Origin of the sequence: Shewanella sp. 1CM18E, from assembly GCF_023161665.1 — a bacterium.
In the GTDB taxonomy this organism is placed as follows: Bacteria; Pseudomonadota; Gammaproteobacteria; order Enterobacterales; family Shewanellaceae; genus Shewanella.
The window spans coordinates 173,600-193,168 of sequence record NZ_JALNTW010000007.1; the positions used below are offsets into that span (position 1 = coordinate 173,600).

Genomic DNA, 19,569 nt, shown 5'->3' on the forward strand with positions numbered 1-19,569 from the left:
CTACTTAAGTGATAAACGGGTAGGAATGGAACCGATAGATCATAGTATTAGTTTGTGTCAGTCATGCGACTTAGTCATAAGAAAACGCGCGTTACCTTCCGGTGTGCGGGCGTTATGCCCTCGCTGCCATACGCCTATTTACGACACGCCATATTGTTCAATTAATGGCATGCTTGCGCTCTGCTTAACTGCTGTATTCTTTTTTGCACCCGCTAATTTATACCCTGTACTGTCGTTAGAGTTTCTTGGCAGTATTAGAACAACCACTGTACTTGATGGCGCTTTTGCGGTGTATAACCAAGGTTATTGGCTCGTTGGCATCGCCGTACTCATATCCGCTGTCCTTGCTCCCGGTTTTTTATTATTGTCAGTTTTAAGCCAAATTTTAATTATTAAATACGGACTCGCCTCTGCAGTATTGAGAAAAACACTTAAGCAACTTTTAAAAGTTCAGGGACTATTAACCCAGCTCACGATGCTCGAAATCTATGTTATTAGCTTTTTAGTAGCAGCGTTTAACCTTGCAGACTTTGCCACGGTGTCATTTGGTTTCGGTACATTTTGTTTCACTATGCTGTTTATTATGACGTTATTTTTAGTGCGAGAATACGATCTAGAACATATGTGGAGTTTTCTCGATGAGCAATAGCCATAACGAGCACGCAACTTTAGGTAAGGATATCGGCCTTACGTTGTGCCCTACTTGCCATAAGGTAACCTGTTGTAAATCGGCAAACTGTAGCCGCTGTGATGCACCTTTGATTGTTAGAGATTACGCAAGTGTGCAAAAAAGTTGGGCGCTACTCATTACTGCGGCCATTTTGTTGATCCCTGCAAATATTTATCCGATTACAACGCTAACGAATCAAGGGCGAGTCACCCAAGATACTATTTTCTCTGGAATTGCTCACTTGGTAAAAACTGACATGATCCCGATTGCGATCATCCTTTTTACCGCCAGTATTTTAGTACCTATTTTAAAAATTGTTGGCTTAACCATATATTTGTCAGCAATCACCTTTAAGCTGCCAATTTCAAAAAAGAAGTTGATGACAGGCTTTCATATCATTGAATGGATTGGCCGTTGGTCAATGCTAGATCTGTTTGTCATTTCACTTACCGTTGCTGTCGTCAATATGGGGCAATTATTAGATGCTAAACCTGCCCCAGCCGCCACAGCCTTCGCCCTTGTTATTTTACTCACGCAGCTCGCTGCAAAAGTCATAGATACCCGTTTACTCTGGGATAGATTGGAAGCAAAAGATGACTCAAGTACAAACGCCTAAAATCGTAAAGAAAAAACTATTCTCACCGATTTGGTTATTACCTATTATTGCGCTTGCACTTGGTGCTTGGCTCGGCATTAAAAGTATCCGAGAATCCGGCATTGAGGTAACCATACATTTCCCGAGCGCTACCGGTATGGACATTGGCAAAACGCTGGTGAAATACCAAGGGCTGACCGTTGGTAAAGTCGTTGATATGAGTATTGATGACTCACTTCAAGGCGTGAATGTCAATGTGATCATGGATTATCGTTCTGCCCCGTTTATTAATGATGGAACTAAGTTCTGGTTGGTAAAACCTAAGGCAACAATTACCGGTGTCGAAGGCTTAGATACCCTATTTTCTGGAAATTACATCAGTATTTTACCTGGCGAAGGTGAGTCTCGTTCGTTTTTTGAAGCAGAGACAAAGGCACCAGTGATCACTCCCGGTGTCGAAGGACTTATCGTCCACATTACCTCAGATAAACTTGGCTCTCTTGATGTTGGCTCGCCTATTTTTTATCGCCAAATCCCAGTCGGACAAGTCGTTGGCTATCACTTAGAAGGTACCGACGAGATTTTAGTAACGGCTTTTATTCAGCAGCAATATGCTGAACTCGTTAAAGTAGACTCACAATTTTGGAACGTTTCTGGAATAAGTGTCGATGCCTCGCTATCAGGGATAAAGGTCAATAGCGAAAGCTTAGCGTCAATCTTAGCCGGTGGAATTAGCTTTAGCTCCAACAGTAATTCATCACTTGCACAAAATAATCATGAGTTTTCATTGTATGAAAATGAACAAGAAGCCCTAGGGGGCGTGCAGTTCGACCTTATCGCTAAAGGCAGTGAATCGGTTTCAAGTAATGCTGCTATTGTTTATCGTGGCATTCAAATTGGTCAGGTGGTGACTAAGCAGCTCAGTGAAAATGGCATTGTACTATCGGCTAAAATTAATAGCTTGTATGAAGAGTTACTCACTGACAGTGCACACTTTTGGCTTGAAGGTGCAGATATATCACTTTCTGGGATCAAACATCCAGAAAGACTGATCACCGGCAGTGTGATTAATTTTGTACCAGGAACTGGTGCTGCAAGAAGCTCTTACCCTTTACTTAACGAAGCGCCTGAATCCAGTAATGATAAGAAACTGCTGCTTACCTTAACTGCCAACTCGAACCCAGGCGTAAGCGCTGGAGCCGAGATCCATTATAAACAAATCAAAATCGGCCAAGTATTATCAAATCAACTTACTGACGATTTTAGCCAGGTCGAATATCAAGCTGAGATTGATGCTGACTTTGTTGGCCTAGTCAGTGGAAATAGTCACTTTATTGCTGAATCAGCATTAGAAATTGATGCTAGTTTAGAAGGCGTAAAGGTTAATACCCGCGACTTAAACACGCTCACAAGCGGCGCATTGAGCTTAATACGCGGCACCAATAAATCCTTAGCAAAAGCTGGAGATAAACTTGCTGTGTTCGCCAGTAATGACGACGCAAACAAGTTTTTCCATCAACAAGGCTTGATAACTAAGCGACTCATTCATCAAGATGCCGCAGATTTAAACGCTGGCTCACCTGTTTACTACAAAAAAATGCAGATAGGTACAGTCACCCAAGTTGACTGGCAAGCAAGCGATAATAACTTCGCAATCGATATCGCTATTGAAAAAGCCTTTGCTAGCCTGCTAACCGAGCAAACTGTATTTTGGCGTAATAGCGCACTATCAATTAATGCCAGCTTAAGCGGTGTTGAGGTCGATGTTGCGCCACTTATGGGCGCTTTAAAAGGCGGGATTAGTTTAGGCTTACTCGACGACAACAAGGTTACCAATGGTAAAACATTGTACGACAGTAAATTTCTTGCACTTAGCCAAGCACAAGCTATTACGCTAACCTTCCCTGCCACTGTTAAATTGGCAGCAAAAGCCCCTATTCGTTATCTTGGCCATAAGGTTGGTGAAGTAGAAACCGTCACCTTAACTCCTAACCTAAAAGAGTTAACGGCTACCGCCTACTTATATGGTGAATATGCCGCTAATTTTACTCAGCAAGATGCAGCTTACTCTATTGTGGATGCTAATATTTCTCTCGCTGGGATCACTGCACCAGAAACCATTTTAACAGGCCCTTATATCGAAGTGTTCCCAGGAACAAGCAATGCTAAAGCCGATTCATTTAACGGTGAAATAGCATCAAAGTTCCATAACATTGATGATGCATTAGTGTTTAACCTAAGCAACAATGCTTTAGGATCTGTAAAAGCTGGTACTGCGATTTTCTTTAGAGGAGTCAAGATAGGTCAAGTTGATACCTATGAGCTTTCACAGCAAGGAACAGGTGTTGTGATGCAGGCGCATATCAAAAACAAATATAAGCACTTGGTAAATAGTACTAGCGTATTTTGGGACCTATCAGGCGTTAAAGTCGATGTTGGGTTATTCTCAGGCGCTCAAATTGAAACAGGTTCACTAGAAACCATTCTTGCTGGCGGCATTGGTGTTGCGACAGAGATGCCAACTTCTGCGGCGAACAAGATATCAAGTGAGCAAAAAACATTTAAGCTTAACAAACAGCTCGAACCAGAATGGCTAAACTGGGCGCCTAACCAAGCTCTATAAACTGCCAGAAAGTATAAAAAAGCGAGGCTTCATGCCTCGCTTTTTTATCGATGAAATCTAACCTAACTAAAAGCCCTGTTATGCCTAGTCTTGACTTCTGGCAGTATTATCCATAAAACTGATAACACACTAAAATTGCCGCGATAATCCCTGCCAAGTCAGCAAATAAACCACAAGCCAGTGCATGGCGCCCATTACGGATCCCTACTGCGCCAAAGTACACTGCCAATACATAAAAGGTCGTTTCGGTACTCCCCTGTAAAATCGCTGCTAAACGCCCAGCAAATGAATCTACACCGTAATGTTGCATAGTCTCTAGCATCATTGCACGGGCGCCTGAGCCACTAAATGGCTTCATAATTGCTGTGGGCATAGCATCTACAAAACGTACGTCTCCCCCCGCAAAAGCAACAAAGCCAGCAATGATTTGCAATAGGTAATCTAAAGCGCCAGATGCCCTCAGTAAGGCAATTGCCAGTAACATAGCGAGTAAATAGGGGATTAACTTAATTGATTGAGCAAAGCCCTCTTTTGCGCCTTCGATGAATTCATCATAAACGGCGACTTTTCGTATGCCTGCCACTAAAACAAAGCTGAAGATAAGTAGCAGCAAAATGCCGTTACCAAGTGCGGTACTCACCTCACCTATTGCCGTAACCGTTAACGTGCTGAGATAAAAAACTAACCCTATTATCGAAGATAAAATAACGCCCGCATAAGCAAGCACCACAGCATTTAGTAACGATAAACGCTGCACAAGTGCAACGATAGTGAGTCCCGCCAATGTTGATGCAGTAGTAGCGAGTAATATTGGCAAAAATATATCAGCTGGCGCCGCTGCGCCTTGTTGAGCACGATATAAAAACACAGTTACCGGCACTAATGTTATTGACGATGTGTTTAAGACTAAAAATAGAATTTGCGCGTTAGTTGCAACATGCTTATTTGGGTTCAATGTTTGCAGATCTTGCATCGCCTTAAGTCCCAAAGGCGTTGCAGCGTTATCTAATCCGAGCATATTCGCGGTAAGATTCATGGTTACACTGCCATATGCAGGATGCCCTCGCGGCACTTCAGGCATCAGCTTTGAAAGCAGTGGTTCAAACATACGTGAAAAAACAGCGACAACTCCAGCCTTTTCACCAACGCGCATTAATCCCATCCACAGCGACAATACACCAACTAAGCCAAGGGCAATTTCAGCTGCAAGTTTAGCGCTTGAAAAAATGGCATCAACACTTTGAGAAAGCACTTGTGTTTGCCCTGTTAGCAACTGAACAAATATCGCCAATAATGCGGTAGCAAAAAAGCCAAACCAGATCTTATTTAGCACGCAATTTATCTCTTTAACTCTGTTATAATCTCAGTACTTTACCGCATTATCTTCAACATATGGCTCATTTTAATCAGAATTTTCTCGATAGTATTGAACGCGAACTCCCATCTCACCTGACAATGGACGACTTTATTGCCTATAGCAATAAACCATTACGACTATCGATTAGGGTTAATACGCTCAAAATTAGCGTCGATTGCTTTATCGAGTTAATGGCATCTAAAGGCTGGCAGTTTGACCCAATTCCTTGGTGTGCAGAAGGCTTTTGGATCACCAATAATGTTGAGATCCAGCTAGGCAACACTATCGAGCACTTGCAGGGGTTGTTTTATATTCAAGAAGCAAGCTCTATGCTGCCCCCAACAGCACTATTCGAGGGCAAAACAGCCGATATCACAGCCGATACTCGAGTGCTTGATATGGCTTCAGCACCGGGCTCAAAAACCACTCAAATCGCGGGATTGATGGAAAACCAAGGTCTACTTGTTGCTAACGAGTATTCAGCAAGTCGCGTTAAAGTTTTGCACGCCAATATCGCCAGAATGGGCGTATCTAACTGTGCTTTAACTCATTTTGATGCCCGAGTATTTGGCGAATACTTATTTGAAACATTCGATTCAATTTTATTAGATGCGCCTTGTAGCGGCGAAGGCACAATCCGTAAAGATCCTGACGCACTCAAAAACTGGGATAACAACGAAAATAAAGGCATTGTTGACACTCAAAAAGCACTCATTGAATCTGCATTTTTAGCGTTAAAAGTCGGTGGTAGTCTAGTTTATTCAACTTGCGCATTGAGCCGACAAGAAAACCAAGATGTCTGCCATCATTTAAAAGCTGTATTTGGTGATGCTGTCGAATTTATGTCATTAAAAACATTATTCCCCCATGCTGATAGAGCTTGTACCGAAGAAGGCTTTTTACATGTTTGGCCGCAGATTTACGACAGTGAAGGCTTTTTTGTCGCAAAAATTAGTAAGCTGGCTGCGGTCGAACGCCAGCAAGAAGAACCAAGAAAGCAAAAAAACTTTCCATTTACTCCTGTAAAAGCAAAACAAATAGCGGAACTAGAAAGCTATTTCAAAGATACGTTCGGTATTACTTTGCCAAAAGATGCTGAGATTATGGAGCGTGACTTAGAGTATTGGTTATTCCCCAAAGCCATGACGCCACTAATTGGCAAAATGCGCTTTCAGCGGATAGGGATTAAACTGGCTGATGCCCTTAAAAAAGGCTACAAGGTGCGTCATGAGGCGATATTGGCGCTGTCCTCACCGAGTATGATTAACCTTAGCGATGAACAGGCTAAAGAGTATCTGATGGGCCGAGATATCAGTCTGCCAGAAAGAATTAAACCTCAAGGTGAAGTTATTGTTAGCTATGCTAACGTTTCACTTGGTGTGGCTAAACATCTAGGTAATAAATTAAAAAACAATCTTCCCAGAGACTTAGTTAAAGATAAGATTGCACTTTACCTTTAGAATAGCAGCTTGTAGACACAAATAGTTACATTTAGACCGAGTGAGCTTGAAAATAACCAGTCAAAACCTAAAAAGCTAGTCTACACTGTATAGCATCGGTTTTGACAACGAGCCGCTCGGAGATTAAATGGTAGATAATAGCCACAGAACAGTGCAGTTATTATCTAATTGAAACACAAATTTCAGTACACGATGTACTGCGAGAGTGGCTTTTACCTGATTTTACCTTAAGTGGTAATAACTGTAGCGCACGGCTCCTAGTGAGCCATTCCCCTAGACCCAGAACAATTGGAATAGTTTTGGGTCTTTTTTTGTCTGAAATTTGAGATGAACTCACGGCAATGATTAACGCCCAGCTAAACGAGCCGCATCTTTGAATAATTTAAAGAAGTTTTCAGTCGTGTAGTCTGCTAGTTCAGGGTATTTCTCCCCTCTCAGCTCAGCAACAAACTCAGCAACATCTCTCACAAAAGCAGGTTGGTTCTCTTTACCACGGTGCGGCACTGGTGCCAAATACGGTGAGTCGGTTTCGACCAAAAGTCTATCTTTTGGAACCTTTCTGATCACTGTACGCAGATCACCAGCATTTTTAAAAGTCACAATACCCGATACTGAAATATAGAAACCAAGATCCAATGCTTCCTTAGCCATTTCCCAACTTTCAGTAAAGCAATGAAGTACACCGCCGACACGGTCAGCATTACCACGCTTTAAGAAGTTAATGGTGTCTTCGCGGGCATCGCGAGTATGAATAATAAGAGGCTTATCTACTTTTACCGCTAGATCTATTTGCTGCTCAAAACATTGCTGCTGTAGCGCTTTGGTTTCATTCGCATAAAAGTAATCAAGACCTGTTTCGCCAATCGCAATGACTTTTTCATCGCGGGCAAACTGCTCAACTTCTTCAATGTTTAGGCCATCTTGTACATCTAACGGGTGTACGCCCGCTGACAAAAAGACTTCATCAAACGCAGCCATTTTTTGCTTCATATCAGTAAAGCCTTGTTGGCGAACGTTAACGCAAAGGAAATAGGCAATATCACGAGCTTTAGCAGCTGTAATAATTTCTTGAAGAGAAGCCTGATCTGGCGCTATTTTAAGACGGTCTAAATGACAGTGTGAATCGATAAGCACTATAAAAACCCAACAAACAACAAAAAGGACAGCAAGTCTACCCAGCTACATAGTGCAGGTCAAATCTGCAGAGGCAAGCTCACTCGAAAGTAGCTGTTCGATATGGTGCTTATGAAAATCAGGCTCGGTTAAAATTTTTACCCCAACACCTGCTGGCCGACCACCAGATGCGCCTAACGGGTTAATCCAAACCACTGAACCACTAAAATCATATACTTGATTCATTGCTGGAAGTTGATAAGAAACCCTAACCTCTTGGCCTAACGTGAAGCTTTCAGTTGTCGTTATGAACATACCTATTGGTTTAATAAAAGGCATATAAGCGCGATAAAGCTGCTGTAAAGATTCAAATTTAACAACAAGATTTGGCATAGGGTTTTATTGACTCATTAACTGATTATACTCAAGCGTTAGTCCTTCGAATAACGCTAACGAATTGACGTTAGGCATTACCGATAAGCGAGTTTCTAATTGCATCACTTTGGCAGCAAGAGTTGTTAAACTAACCCTTTTTAATGGGTCGAGATCTTGCTTTTTAACTAAAACTCTATGCAATACGAGATATAAAACTTTAAGAGCATCAGAAACTTGCTTCTCACTTACGTTGGTTAAGCTATCACACAGATGCCCAGACGACAAACTTTGTAACCAGCCTTGCCTGTATTCCACCAAGCTTTTATCGCGCCCTGTTGCCACGGCATCTACAATCGCTAAGGGGCCACCAACAACCGGTAAGCACCAAGACAAATCCTCTGAAGTTTCCAGTTCTTGTTGTAACCACTGTTTAACCTCTGCTCTTGCGGGAAGGTTAAATGCTAAACGTTGGCAACGGCTACTAATCGTCGCTAACAATCGACTTGGTGAATTCGCCTGTAGAAACAATATAGTATCTTTACCTGGTTCTTCCAAGGTTTTAAGCAATGCATTGGCAGAAGCTTGATTTAACCGCTCGCTATTTAAGATCACTGCAACGCGGCGGCCACCTTGTTGCGGCGTGGTCGACAACTTCTGACAAAGAGAACGAATTTGATCAACTTTGATCTGCGCCCCATCAGCTTCAATGCGATAAAAATCAGGGTGATTATTGGCTTCAAGTAGCTGGCATGATTTACAAAAACCACAACCTCCAGTATTGCCTACTTGTTTACATAAAGCAGCCTTAGCTAACTCCAATGTAAGTTGTTCACCACCAAATCCGAGATCCATACCTAGCAGATATGCATGGCCAACCCGATTATTTTTTAGCTGCAAACAAAAATCGGCGATAGGATCGCGTAACCACGGAAGCATAGTCATCTTACCAACTCAATTCTTGTAGCAAGGCAATAATGTCTTTATGCACCTCAGCCATACTTTGGCTAGCATCGACAATTTTAATTGAGTCATCAGCGTCAGCAAATTCTAAAAACGTTGCACGAGTACGATTAAAAAACTCAATCTCTTGATTTTCAATTCTATCTAACTCGCCACGGCGAGCTGCGCGCTCAAGGCCCAGCTTTGGCTCGATATCTAGATATAATGTTAAATCAGGTTTAAAGCCTTTTAGCGTTGCATCACTAATTGCAGATACTAAAGGCATAAGCCCGCGACCACCGCCTTGATACGCCAAAGACGATAGATTGTGTCTATCACCTAAAACCCATTCACCTTTCGCAAGTGCAGGCTTAATGACATTGGCAACCAATTGCGCTCTTGCTGCGTAAAATAGCAAGCACTCTGCTTCATCACATAAAGGATCATCTTCATTAGCCACTTTGACTAAATCACGCATTTGCTCCGCAAGTGGCGTACCACCAGGCTCACGTGTACAAACCGGTGCTTTGCCTGTGTGTTTTTCGATAAAGTCTCTAACCAGAGCAATTGCGCTTGATTTACCCGCACCTTCAAGCCCTTCGATAACAATAAATTTTGCGCTATTTTGTGTATTCGTATTCATCGATTTCTCTGATATTTATTCACTGCTCGATTGTGCTCGTTCAGTGTTTTTGAAAAAACATGGCTACCATCATTTCGTGACACGAAATAAAAATAATCAACATCCGCTGGGTGCGCTGCAGCTTGAATGGCCGCTAAACTCGGAGCAGCGATTGGCGTTGGTGGTAATCCATTAATTCTATATGTATTAAATGCGGTCGTTTCACGAAGGTCTTTACGGGTGATATTGCCATTATACCTATCGCCCATGCCGTATATAACTGTTGGATCAGTTTGTAAACGCATACCTTTACGTAATCGATTAACAAATACCGCTGCGATCCACGGCCGCTCGCTCGCTTTGCCGGTCTCTTTTTCAATAATTGAGGCTAAAATAAGTAGCTCATAAGCTGATTTAAGCGGTAAACCTTCTTGCCTACCCTGCCAGGCTTTATCTAACTCAAGTTGCATTTTTAAATAACTTTTATTCAGTAATGCCTTCTCGCTACTTCCAGCAATGTAATGATAAGTATCGGGGAAAAACTTACCCTCTGGCAGTCCTGAATCATCGCCATTTTCTCGTAAAATCTGTGCAAAAACATCTTCACCTATTGTCAATCTAGGTTGTTGTTTAAGTACCTCCTGCCACTCTTTTACTGTTTGACCTTCTAGCAAGGTTACGCCGAAGGATTTTTCTTTGCCGCTTACGATTTTAGCAAGCAAAGTATTGACCGTGTCATTAGGATTTACATCATAAAGGCCTGAACGAATGCGTGCCAATTCAGGCTTTATGCGTACCAACCACTTAAGCTTCCATCCTTCTTCGATCAGTTGCTCAGACTCTAATGCACTAATAAACTGATTAAAGTTAGTGCCGCGCTTTATGTCTAGTTCTTTAGATTCTGTTAATTTAACTGGCGTTTCGCCATAAGCCAGCAGAGTTTGATAACCCCAGTAACCGCCAATTGCCGCAACGGTTAACAGCGTAAATAATACTGCGAATAATCCTATTATTACTTTTTTCATAATGTCAGACTGAGCTGTTCTCTTACTTTAGATGTCAAAGAAGTGCGGCTAAATTGCTTATCATCAATTGCCACCACATCAATAAGCCCAAATAGGCTATTGGTTATAAAAGCATGCTGAGCCTTGGCCAGCATACTGTAATGAAAATCGCAGATTTCGACTTTATAGCCCATCTCTAGCAATTGGTAGAGCACCTGCTCACGCATCATACCAGCTACGCCAGCGAAACTTATTCTTGGGGTCATAATGACTTGTTCAACCACAAAAAAGATATTTGCCATCGATGACTCGATAATATTGTCATCTGAGTCTATTACCAACCAGTCTTGAGCATGCTTAGGCACAGCGGCAGATTTAATTAATACTTGCTCTAAACGATTACAATGCTTGATCCCTGCAAGCTTTGACTGCCTGCCGAGTTTAATGTCTGATAAAGCTAAACTGATCCCCTCTTGCTGCCAAGTTGCATATTGAGCAGGCAGAGCATGTACTGATACGATTTCATTTACAATCGGCAGACCCGCTTTGCTGCTTGCGATAACGACTTCATCACCAGTAAAAGCTAAATTGTGACGAACTAAATCGATACCATAACCTCGACCACCAGCGCCACGAGTCAGCAATAATTTAATACAAGAATCAGGATTAGCCTGAGCTAAATGGGTTAACTGTTGCTTGAGCTCCGCAGATGGAAGCCAATTAAAACCAAGTCGAAAAGCGCCTTGAATAAGACGCTCTAAATGTGCCGTCAAAAACTGGATCTGGCCTTGGTTTACTCGCATTGTTGCAAATAAACCATCGCCGTAAGCCAACCCCCTATCTAAAGGGTTTACATTGGTATCGGGTTGTCCATTTACCCAAACGTCAGACATTAGCAATCCTGATTACTTTGACTAGCAGCTTGTTGCAGTACTTTCTCACTTGTGGCCAAAGCTTAGTTAAGCTATTTAGGCCAGTTAACTCATTATAAGGGGCGGACTGAGTTACAAAGAATTGAAACTGCTCAGCGACATCCAAAGCGTGGATGTTTAAACCTGTAGCAATCTCAATATCAGTTAAGCGCATATCCGCTAAGTTCCCTTACATGAGTAAGTTGTCTTATTTTGCGAGTAAATGCTGAATACGTGCTTTTAGGATATCCGTAGCGATACGGTTTTTACCACCGCGAGGCACGATGATATCAGCGTATTGCTTTGATGGTTCAATGAACTGCAAGAACATTGGACGAACAGTTTCAGTGTATTGCTGCATAACAGAATCCATTGTTCTACCACGCTCGGCCACATCACGTGATAAACGGCGCATAAAGCAGATATCCAGCGGAGTATCCATAAATACTGAAGCGTCCATCTCTTTACGAAGAGCTGGGTCTGTCAGTAGTAAGATCCCTTCTAAAATAATCACTTTTTTAGGAGTCAGTGATACTTTTTCGTCGGTACGCGTGTGCTCTTTGTAGCTATATACAGGAACATCTACCGCATTACCGGCTTTTAACTCACGTAAGTGGCTACACAATAACTCATGGTCCAGTGCTTTAGGATGGTCGTAGTTAGTTAGTACACGCTGGTCCATAGATAAATGGCCTTGGTCGCGGTAGTATGCATCTTCTGCAATCACGCCAATTTGATCTGTACCTAAATCGCGGCAAAGCTCTTCGTAAATCGTTTTAGCGATTAAACTTTTACCCGACGCTGACGCGCCTGCGATACCAATTACAACACAATCTTTAGAATTCATTTAAAATAGACCTTATTCGTCATCAGACATGCTAATTGATACTTTAGGCTGTGCTTGACATAACGCAAGCTGTGCCCCGACCTTTCTAGCGATTTCACGATAAATACCAGCAACTTGACTTGATTCGTCAGCCACTACCGTTGGCGTACCTTTATCTACATCTTCACGAATATTAAGTTGTAGCGGTAATTGACCTAGTAGCGGAACGTTATAGCGAGTTGCCATCTTCTGGCCACCTTCTGCGCCGAATGGGTGATCTTTATGACCACATTCTGGGCATAGGTGGAAACTCATATTTTCAACAATACCCAATACTGGGATGTTTACTTTTTGGAACATGCTCACGCCTTTTTTAGCGTCAGCCAACGCAATATCTTGCGGTGTTGTAACGATTACAGCGCCACTGACTGGCACTTTTTGCGACAGCGTTAATTGAATATCACCCGTTCCTGGTGGCATATCAATCACTAAGTAATCCAGCTCTGGCCACTCTGTTTCAGTTAATAACTGTACTAACGCACCAGCCGCCATTGGTCCACGCCATACTGCTGCTTGGTCACCATCTAGCATAAAGCCGATAGATTGCGCTGCAATACCATGTGCCGGAGCAAAGGTCATGATCTTACCATCAGGCGATACTGGTTTGAAATCTTCAACGCCCAGCATCATCGGGATGGATGGTCCATAGATGTCAGCATCTAAGATACCAACGCTAGCACCTTCTGCAGCTAATGCTAACGCAAGGTTAACTGCAGTCGTTGATTTACCTACACCACCTTTACCTGATGCCACTGCAATCACTTGCTTAATATTAGGTAGAGGTTCAACAGCACTGATTGCCGATACGGTTTCTGGTTGGAAATCGATTTCGCATTCTACTTCATCGATAGCATCCAATGTTGCTAGTGCTTTAGTCACTGCCATTACAATGTCACGATACTGCGTCTGACAAGGATATGAATAGCATAAACCTAGTTGTAGTCGCTTACCTTCAATCGCAAGTTTTGTAACCATGCCTGCGCTAAGCAAACTCTTGTTCAAATACGTGTCTTGAAAGGTATCGAGAATCGCTAAAACTTGACTGAGTAAAGCATCATCGAGATGATAATTTGGATGTGTTGAAGACAAAATGCTGACCCCCTAAATAAGATTTGCGCAATTGTACCAGATATTCTGGCAAACATTAGTCTAGATTTAATCCACTTGTGCGAGCTTTTGATGAAACTATGCATAGGATCGGTTAGTATCTATGCCATTCCAATTTGGTTCCCAGCGATTTTGAGAAAAGATGGCAAATTCACAACGTAAAATTCTAGTCACAAGTGCCCTTCCATATGCTAATGGTCCTATCCACTTAGGCCATATGTTAGAGTACATTCAAACCGATATCTGGTCACGTTTTCAAAAGCTTCGTGGACATGAATGTCACTATATCTGTGCAGACGATGCTCACGGCACGCCAATCATGCTTAAAGCACAGCAGTTGGGGATTACGCCTGAAGAGATGATCGCTCAAGTTCAAAAAGAACATGAGCAAGATTTTGCTGACTTCAATATCCAGTTTGATAATTTCCATAGCACTCACAGTGACGAAAACCGCCAACTTGCTAGCGATATTTACATCAAGTTACGCGACAACGGCTACATCAAAACCAAAACGATTTCTCAACTATTCGATCCTGAAAAGTCGATGTTCTTACCAGACCGTTTTGTAAAGGGTACTTGCCCACGCTGTAAGTCTGAAGACCAATACGGCGACAACTGTGATAACTGTGGCGCAACTTATAGCACTACTGATCTTATCAACCCTAAGTCGGCAGTATCGGGCGCTACGCCAGTAATGAAAGATACTGAACACTTCTTCTTTGACCTGCCAGCATTTGAAGGCATGTTAAAAGAGTGGATCAACTCTGGTTCATTACAACAAGAAATGGCTAACAAGCTAGGTGAATGGTTTGAGCAAGGTTTGCAACAGTGGGATATTTCTCGTGATGCACCTTACTTTGGTTTTGAAATTCCAGATGCACCAGGTAAATTCTTCTACGTATGGTTAGACGCACCTATCGGCTACATGGGTTCATTTAAGAACCTGTGTGATAAGCGTGACGATCTAAACTTCGACGATTTCTGGGCTAAAGATTCAACTGCTGAAGTTTATCACTTCATCGGTAAAGATATCGTTTACTTCCACAGCCTATTCTGGCCTGCAATGCTTGATGGTGCTGGGCTACGTAAGCCAACTAGCGTTTACGCACACGGTTATGTAACGGTAAATGGCGCTAAGATGTCAAAGTCTAAAGGCACCTTCATTAAGGCACGTACTTACCTTGATAACCTAGATCCTGAGTACCTACGTTACTACTACGCCGCTAAATTAAGCAGCAGAATTGATGATCTTGATTTAAACCTTGAAGATTTCGCGCAGCGCGTTAACTCTGATTTGGTCGGTAAGCTAGTTAACTTAGCATCGCGCACCGCAGGCTTTATCAGCAAGCGCTTTGATGGCAAGCTAGCAAAAATTAACGATACAAGCCTAACAACAAGCTTCTTAGCGAAACAAGAAAGCATTGCCAACTTCTACGAGACTCGTGAATATGGTAAAGCTATGCGTGAAATCATGACGCTAGCAGATATTGCTAACGCTTATGTTGCAGATTCTGCACCATGGCAGTTGATCAAAGAAGATGACAAGCAAGAACAAGCACATCAAGTTTGTAGTAATGCACTTAACTTGTTCCGTATTTTGGTGACTTACCTTAAGCCTGTGCTACCTAAGCTGGCGCAAGATGTTGAAGCCTTCTTACAAATGGAGCTGACGTGGGACAACTTAGATATCGATCTAGCTGGCCACGAAATTGCTAAATTTAAGGCATTAATGCAACGTGTTGAGATGAAGAGCATCGAAGCAATTATCGAAGCCTCAACTGAAAACTTGCAAGTAACTGCCGAACCTGAAGTTAAAGCAGAGGTTAAGAGCCCGCTTGAACAAGATCCCATTAGCGATGAGATCAGCTTTGATGATTTTGCTAAGATTGATCTGCGCATTGCACGTATCGCAAAAGCTGAACACGTTAAAGAAGCCAACAAGCTTTTACGTCTAGAGTTAGATTTAGGCGGCGAAACCAAGCAAGTATTTGCTGGTATTAAGTCAGCTTATGCGCCTGAAGATCTAGAAGGCAAGCTAACTGTTATGGTTGCTAACCTTGCACCGCGTCAAATGCGCTTTGGTGTATCTGAAGGTATGGTGCTAGCTGCAGGCCCTGGCGGAAAAGATCTTTGGATCATGGAGCCACATGAAGGCGCTCAGCCTGGTATGAAAGTTAAATAAGCTTTTATACTTAACCCCTTAACCCAAAAAGCCGCTGAATTAGCGGCTTTTTTATTGGGTAAACCTATTTGGTAATATCAAACAAATCCCTAAACTGGATTCACGATATCAACAAAGTGATGCGTTAAGCCAAATTTATCAGCCAAGTGCTCGCCTAATGCTTGAATACCATATAGCTCAGTGGCGTGATGGCCTGCTGCGTAATATTGGATCCCTTGCTCTACCGCTAAATGATAAGTGCGCTCTGACACCTCACCGCTAATAAAGGCGTCAATCCCCATGCTCGCTGCAATATCAATATAATCTTGCGCTCCACCTGTGCACCAAGCAACAGTCGACACCATAGCGTTGTCGTCACCTAAATGCTGACAACGACGATTTAGTTTTTGCGAAATATGCTCATTAAACCCTTTTGCCGTTAATGGCTGAGCCAATTTCCCTTGCCATATCAAACCTTGCGCCACACCTTCAATCACCTCAGGTTCAACAATTTCAAGCACTTTAGCAAGCTGTGCATTGTTGCCGACGATAGGGTGCGCATCTAGCGGTAAATGATAACCCATCAAATTAATGTCATTAACTAATAACGCTTTAATGCGCTTTTGTTTCATTCCCACAATGATTTCAGGCTCACTTTTCCAGAAAAAACCATGGTGAACTAAAATCGCATCTGCGTTAAGTTCAATCGCTGCATCAATTAATGCCTGACATGCAGTAACGCCTGTCACTATAGTGTTAATGTCAGCTTTACCCTCAACTTGCAGCCCATTTGGTGCATAGTCTTTAAAATTTGAGACTTGTAAATAATCTGCCAAATATTGGCTCAGTTCAATGCGCGTCATAAATCCGCCAAAAATAGCAAAAAATTCATTTTAACCTATTGTTAGTATAAATAAACAGTTAAGCCTTAAGTCGATCTTAGTTTACTGAGCCTAATGAATTGAGCGTTTTTAATGCTGTTTTTAACAAAAAATGCTTAAAACATCATAGAAATACAGCCAAATACGGCTAAAATTGGACTTTACGGTACTTTAAACGATAAAATCAGTACAAACCTTCAAGTACACACAAAAATAAACAGGTTATTATTATGTCTAAACTGACCAAAGAAGAAGTTATCAGCACACTTGAGGCTGCGCTTACTGCGCGTGATGGCCAAGCTGTTAAAATTGAACAGAAAGGTAGCTGGTACAAAATCGATGGCGGTAAATCTTTACGCTTTAGTGATTTAGAAGCGATGTTAGCCGAAGTTGGCGGTGCAAATGCGCCTGTTGAAGCTAAAACTGAAAAGAAAGCAGCAGCTAAACCTGCAGCGAAGAAAACTCCTGCTAAAAAAGCAGTAAAAACAGCAGACAAGCCAGCAGCTAAAAACGGCGGTAAAACCCCTAAAGAGCTATGGCGTGAAAAACTAGCAGGTAAAGGCCAATTACCTCGCGGTTTCTAAGCTCTATTAATGGTGCTTTGTTAAATAGTCTACGCTAAACAAAAGCTCATAAATGTAATCAATAAAAAACTCCGTTACTAACATAACGGAGTTTTTTATTTTTAACCTAGGCTTCCCATTCTAGTAGCCACATATCAAGCTAACGAGTTATACCAATCAGTATAAACATTTAGTCATTCAGCGAGAATTTAGCGCCTCTGGGGCAAGACAATGAGCGGAAACTAAAATGCATAATAGTTAAAGCGCTAAGCCATAAATACTGGTTGTGCCGCTCACTTCATTACCAATGATCAAAATTGGTTCGCCTGTAGGGCTATCCTGCCCTGCAACAAACTTCATTCCCTCAGGGCCTAAATCGCCCGCTAAGCTTGCATCACCAGTGACTCCTCCAGTATCAGTGTTTATTTCAAAATCGGCGCTAAAATCACGATTTACAATGTAATCGACAAAACTCACCGCAAAAGGGTTACTTATATCGTAAATCATAAAGCCACCGTTGCGTTCAAGCCCAATAAACGCATAAGTCACATCACCGATTTTGCCAATAGCTAGCGCCTCTGGTTCACCCGCTTTATCATCACTGCGACTATCACCTTTGTTCTCATCGTTACTATTGTTGAAATCATTACCTAAAATAGCAGCGGTAATGCGTGAAAAGTCAGAAGCCGAATCAAATACTTGATTGCCCTGCCCATCCCATATTGAAAACGAGCGTGCACCGTAGCTAACAATCTGATCAAAATCACCGTCATTGTCAGTATCGCCTAGACTTGTTGTCACCTTTAATCTGCCTAGTTGAGTTTTATCTTGTGCAGCAGCTATTTGAGGGTGCATTGGGTCTAAGGTTAAATCATCAGCACGTGCTTCTTCAGAAAAGCCATCATAATCTCTCGCATCACCTTCGTTAGCAGTAACGATAAAGTTAGCGCCCTGCCACTGATAGCTTTGAATTGTATCTGGTTGATACATGCCATAAACATCGTGATAAGCAACAAAGTTTACCCTGTCGTCTTTATCGCTCGCATCAATTTTATTGTGCTCTAAACCGTAATTTTTAAGCCCAAGTGGCAATAGGGATTCAATATTCTTATCAACTAAATTTATCACTGCGATAGCATTGTTTTCCTGCAGTGACACATACGCTTTAGTGTTATCTTCACTGACAGCTATGTACTCCGGCTCAAGATCTTGCGCCACAGTGGCGCCCGGCCCATTAAGCTTTATCATTGAACTCACTTCATCTTGACGTGCCCCCCCCAGATTGAAGTCCTTAAAATCGAGAGACATTGCCTGCGTCGCTGGGCTCCCATTAGCAATTTCAATAAGGGAAATACTTCCCTCAGGGTCAACATCATAAGCAGAGTTTGGCTCACCTTCATTTGCCACCAATAGCAGAGAACCGTCACGGTTAAACACCACATTATCGGGCAAGACACCCACTTCTACTTGCTGCTCAAGCGTGGCTTCTCCGCTAACATCTAATCGATAAAACGCAATATAACCCGCCCCCTGTTTACTATTACCAGCAGTGTCACCTCGTTCAACAGCAACAGCTAGTAGGTCATCATAGATGCTTAAGCTATTTACGCCGCCTAATCTTTCAAGGGCGAGATCACCGCTAACATCTAGCTCGCTAAGTTTACTCACATTATTTAATGCTAATGCGCCAGCACCTGATACGCCATCATCCACATTTAAACTTGAGCCATCTAATACATCAACTTTTCCGCTTTGAGCATTCACGACAAATATACGCTTTGACTGGCTATGAAAATCGACAATCTCGGCAGCACTCAAGCCATAAATTTCACTTTGAAAACGGCCAATGAGTTCAGCAGTTAGCTTGTTGCTAGATTGATTACAAAAATATTGGATTTGCTCACTATCAATTTCATTATCATCCAAGCTACCGTTGCCATTAATATCTAACCCAGTGGTGACCATTTGACCGCCTAATGGACACTGTTCATCTCCTATAGAAAGCGCTGAAATAGAGACAAGTGAATTACTCCCGTCTTGACCTGCAGCACCATTTTCACCATCGTCAGAGCACGCAGTTAACCAACACGCGCCTACCAACAGAGGAACTACTTTTAATTGCTTTTTCATCGTTATTCCTTTATTCAATGCGGGATTAATATTTTTATCGGCTAAACAGCTACATGTAGGAAGTCAGCCATTTGAGCGCCAACCAACCTATTGCGAATTAACGACATTAAGATGACAGCAACAAGACATTTAGGTGACAAGGGGAGCATGATAAAAGCGCAAAACCAGTTTT

The 19,569-nt window shown here is 42.3% G+C and carries 17 protein-coding genes; 6 read left to right on the top strand and 11 right to left on the bottom strand.

Features of this window, described 5'->3' with window-relative positions:
- Nucleotides 1–25: 25 nt before the first annotated feature.
- The 3 genes from MSG37_RS11595 to MSG37_RS11605 are packed head-to-tail and all read left to right on the top strand — an operon-like array spanning nucleotide 26 to nucleotide 3,888.
- Complete coding sequence (locus MSG37_RS11595; protein WP_248470816.1) at nucleotides 26–649, top strand: paraquat-inducible protein A; 624 nt, start codon at nucleotides 26–28, stop codon at nucleotides 647–649.
- Nucleotides 639–1,286 (top strand): paraquat-inducible protein A, encoded by a 648-nt coding sequence (locus tag MSG37_RS11600; protein WP_248470817.1) that lies wholly within the window; start codon nucleotides 639–641, stop codon nucleotides 1,284–1,286. The genes MSG37_RS11595 and MSG37_RS11600 overlap by 11 nt, the downstream gene beginning before the upstream one ends.
- Nucleotides 1,264–3,888, top strand: coding sequence for an MlaD family protein (locus MSG37_RS11605; protein WP_248470818.1), 2,625 nt, complete (start codon nucleotides 1,264–1,266; stop codon nucleotides 3,886–3,888). Before MSG37_RS11600 ends, MSG37_RS11605 begins: the two co-directional genes overlap by 23 nt.
- A gap of 106 nt (nucleotides 3,889–3,994) precedes the next feature.
- Here the strand turns inward: MSG37_RS11605 and MSG37_RS11610 are convergent, their stop codons facing one another.
- Nucleotides 3,995–5,221, bottom strand: coding sequence for a nucleoside recognition domain-containing protein (locus tag MSG37_RS11610; protein WP_248470819.1), 1,227 nt, complete (start codon nucleotides 5,219–5,221; stop codon nucleotides 3,995–3,997).
- Between the two features lie 59 nt (nucleotides 5,222–5,280).
- Here MSG37_RS11610 and rsmF point away from each other — a divergent pair, with 59 nt between their 5' ends.
- Complete coding sequence (rsmF, locus tag MSG37_RS11615) at nucleotides 5,281–6,705, top strand: 16S rRNA (cytosine(1407)-C(5))-methyltransferase RsmF (protein ID WP_248470820.1); 1,425 nt, start codon at nucleotides 5,281–5,283, stop codon at nucleotides 6,703–6,705.
- Between the two features lie 345 nt (nucleotides 6,706–7,050).
- On the opposite strand, the gene MSG37_RS11620 is transcribed toward rsmF, so the two are convergent.
- From MSG37_RS11620 to apbC, 8 genes are all read right to left on the bottom strand, one after another.
- Nucleotides 7,051–7,839 carry a TatD family hydrolase gene (locus MSG37_RS11620; RefSeq protein WP_248470821.1) on the bottom strand — a complete coding sequence of 263 codons (789 nt, stop codon included), beginning with the start codon at nucleotides 7,837–7,839 and terminating at the stop codon, nucleotides 7,051–7,053.
- 45 nt (nucleotides 7,840–7,884) lie between these two features.
- A complete protein-coding gene (locus MSG37_RS11625; protein WP_248470822.1) occupies nucleotides 7,885–8,211 on the bottom strand; it encodes a PilZ domain-containing protein in 327 nt (108 codons plus the stop codon).
- Nucleotides 8,212–8,217: 6 nt separating this feature from the next.
- The gene (gene holB, locus MSG37_RS11630) at nucleotides 8,218–9,135 is read right to left on the bottom strand and encodes a DNA polymerase III subunit delta' (protein WP_248470823.1); all 918 of its coding nucleotides are present in this window, start codon (nucleotides 9,133–9,135) and stop codon (nucleotides 8,218–8,220) included.
- A gap of 1 nt (nucleotide 9,136) precedes the next feature.
- On the bottom strand, nucleotides 9,137–9,775 hold the full coding sequence (tmk, locus tag MSG37_RS11635) for a dTMP kinase (RefSeq protein ID WP_248470824.1): 639 nt from the start codon (nucleotides 9,773–9,775) through the stop codon (nucleotides 9,137–9,139).
- Complete coding sequence (gene mltG, locus MSG37_RS11640; protein ID WP_248470825.1) at nucleotides 9,772–10,779, bottom strand: endolytic transglycosylase MltG; 1,008 nt, start codon at nucleotides 10,777–10,779, stop codon at nucleotides 9,772–9,774. The genes tmk and mltG overlap by 4 nt, the downstream gene beginning before the upstream one ends.
- Nucleotides 10,776–11,651: an aminodeoxychorismate lyase gene (gene pabC, locus MSG37_RS11645; RefSeq protein WP_248470826.1), complete on the bottom strand. Its 876-nt coding sequence runs from the start codon at nucleotides 11,649–11,651 to the stop codon at nucleotides 10,776–10,778. Before pabC ends, mltG begins: the two co-directional genes overlap by 4 nt.
- 226 nt (nucleotides 11,652–11,877) lie before the next feature.
- Complete coding sequence (gene udk / locus MSG37_RS11650; protein WP_248470827.1) at nucleotides 11,878–12,516, bottom strand: uridine kinase; 639 nt, start codon at nucleotides 12,514–12,516, stop codon at nucleotides 11,878–11,880.
- A 12-nt stretch (nucleotides 12,517–12,528) separates the two neighbouring features.
- Nucleotides 12,529–13,644, bottom strand: a complete 1,116-nt coding sequence (gene apbC / locus MSG37_RS11655; protein WP_248470828.1) for an iron-sulfur cluster carrier protein ApbC — start codon at nucleotides 13,642–13,644, stop codon at nucleotides 12,529–12,531.
- Between the two features lie 160 nt (nucleotides 13,645–13,804).
- Between apbC and metG the strand changes: the two genes are divergently transcribed.
- Entirely contained in the window at nucleotides 13,805–15,844 is a 2,040-nt protein-coding gene (metG, locus tag MSG37_RS11660; protein ID WP_248470829.1) for a methionine--tRNA ligase, read from the top strand.
- A gap of 89 nt (nucleotides 15,845–15,933) precedes the next feature.
- Here metG and MSG37_RS11665 read toward each other — a convergent pair whose 3' ends face one another.
- Nucleotides 15,934–16,686, bottom strand: coding sequence for a Nif3-like dinuclear metal center hexameric protein (locus MSG37_RS11665; protein WP_248470830.1), 753 nt, complete (start codon nucleotides 16,684–16,686; stop codon nucleotides 15,934–15,936).
- A 248-nt stretch (nucleotides 16,687–16,934) separates the two neighbouring features.
- Here MSG37_RS11665 and MSG37_RS11670 point away from each other — a divergent pair, with 248 nt between their 5' ends.
- Complete coding sequence (locus tag MSG37_RS11670) at nucleotides 16,935–17,288, top strand: hypothetical protein (RefSeq protein WP_248470831.1); 354 nt, start codon at nucleotides 16,935–16,937, stop codon at nucleotides 17,286–17,288.
- 237 nt (nucleotides 17,289–17,525) lie between these two features.
- Here MSG37_RS11670 and MSG37_RS11675 read toward each other — a convergent pair whose 3' ends face one another.
- Nucleotides 17,526–19,397 (bottom strand): choice-of-anchor I family protein, encoded by a 1,872-nt coding sequence (locus MSG37_RS11675; protein ID WP_248470832.1) that lies wholly within the window; start codon nucleotides 19,395–19,397, stop codon nucleotides 17,526–17,528.
- Between the last annotated feature and the right edge of the window lie 172 nt (nucleotides 19,398–19,569).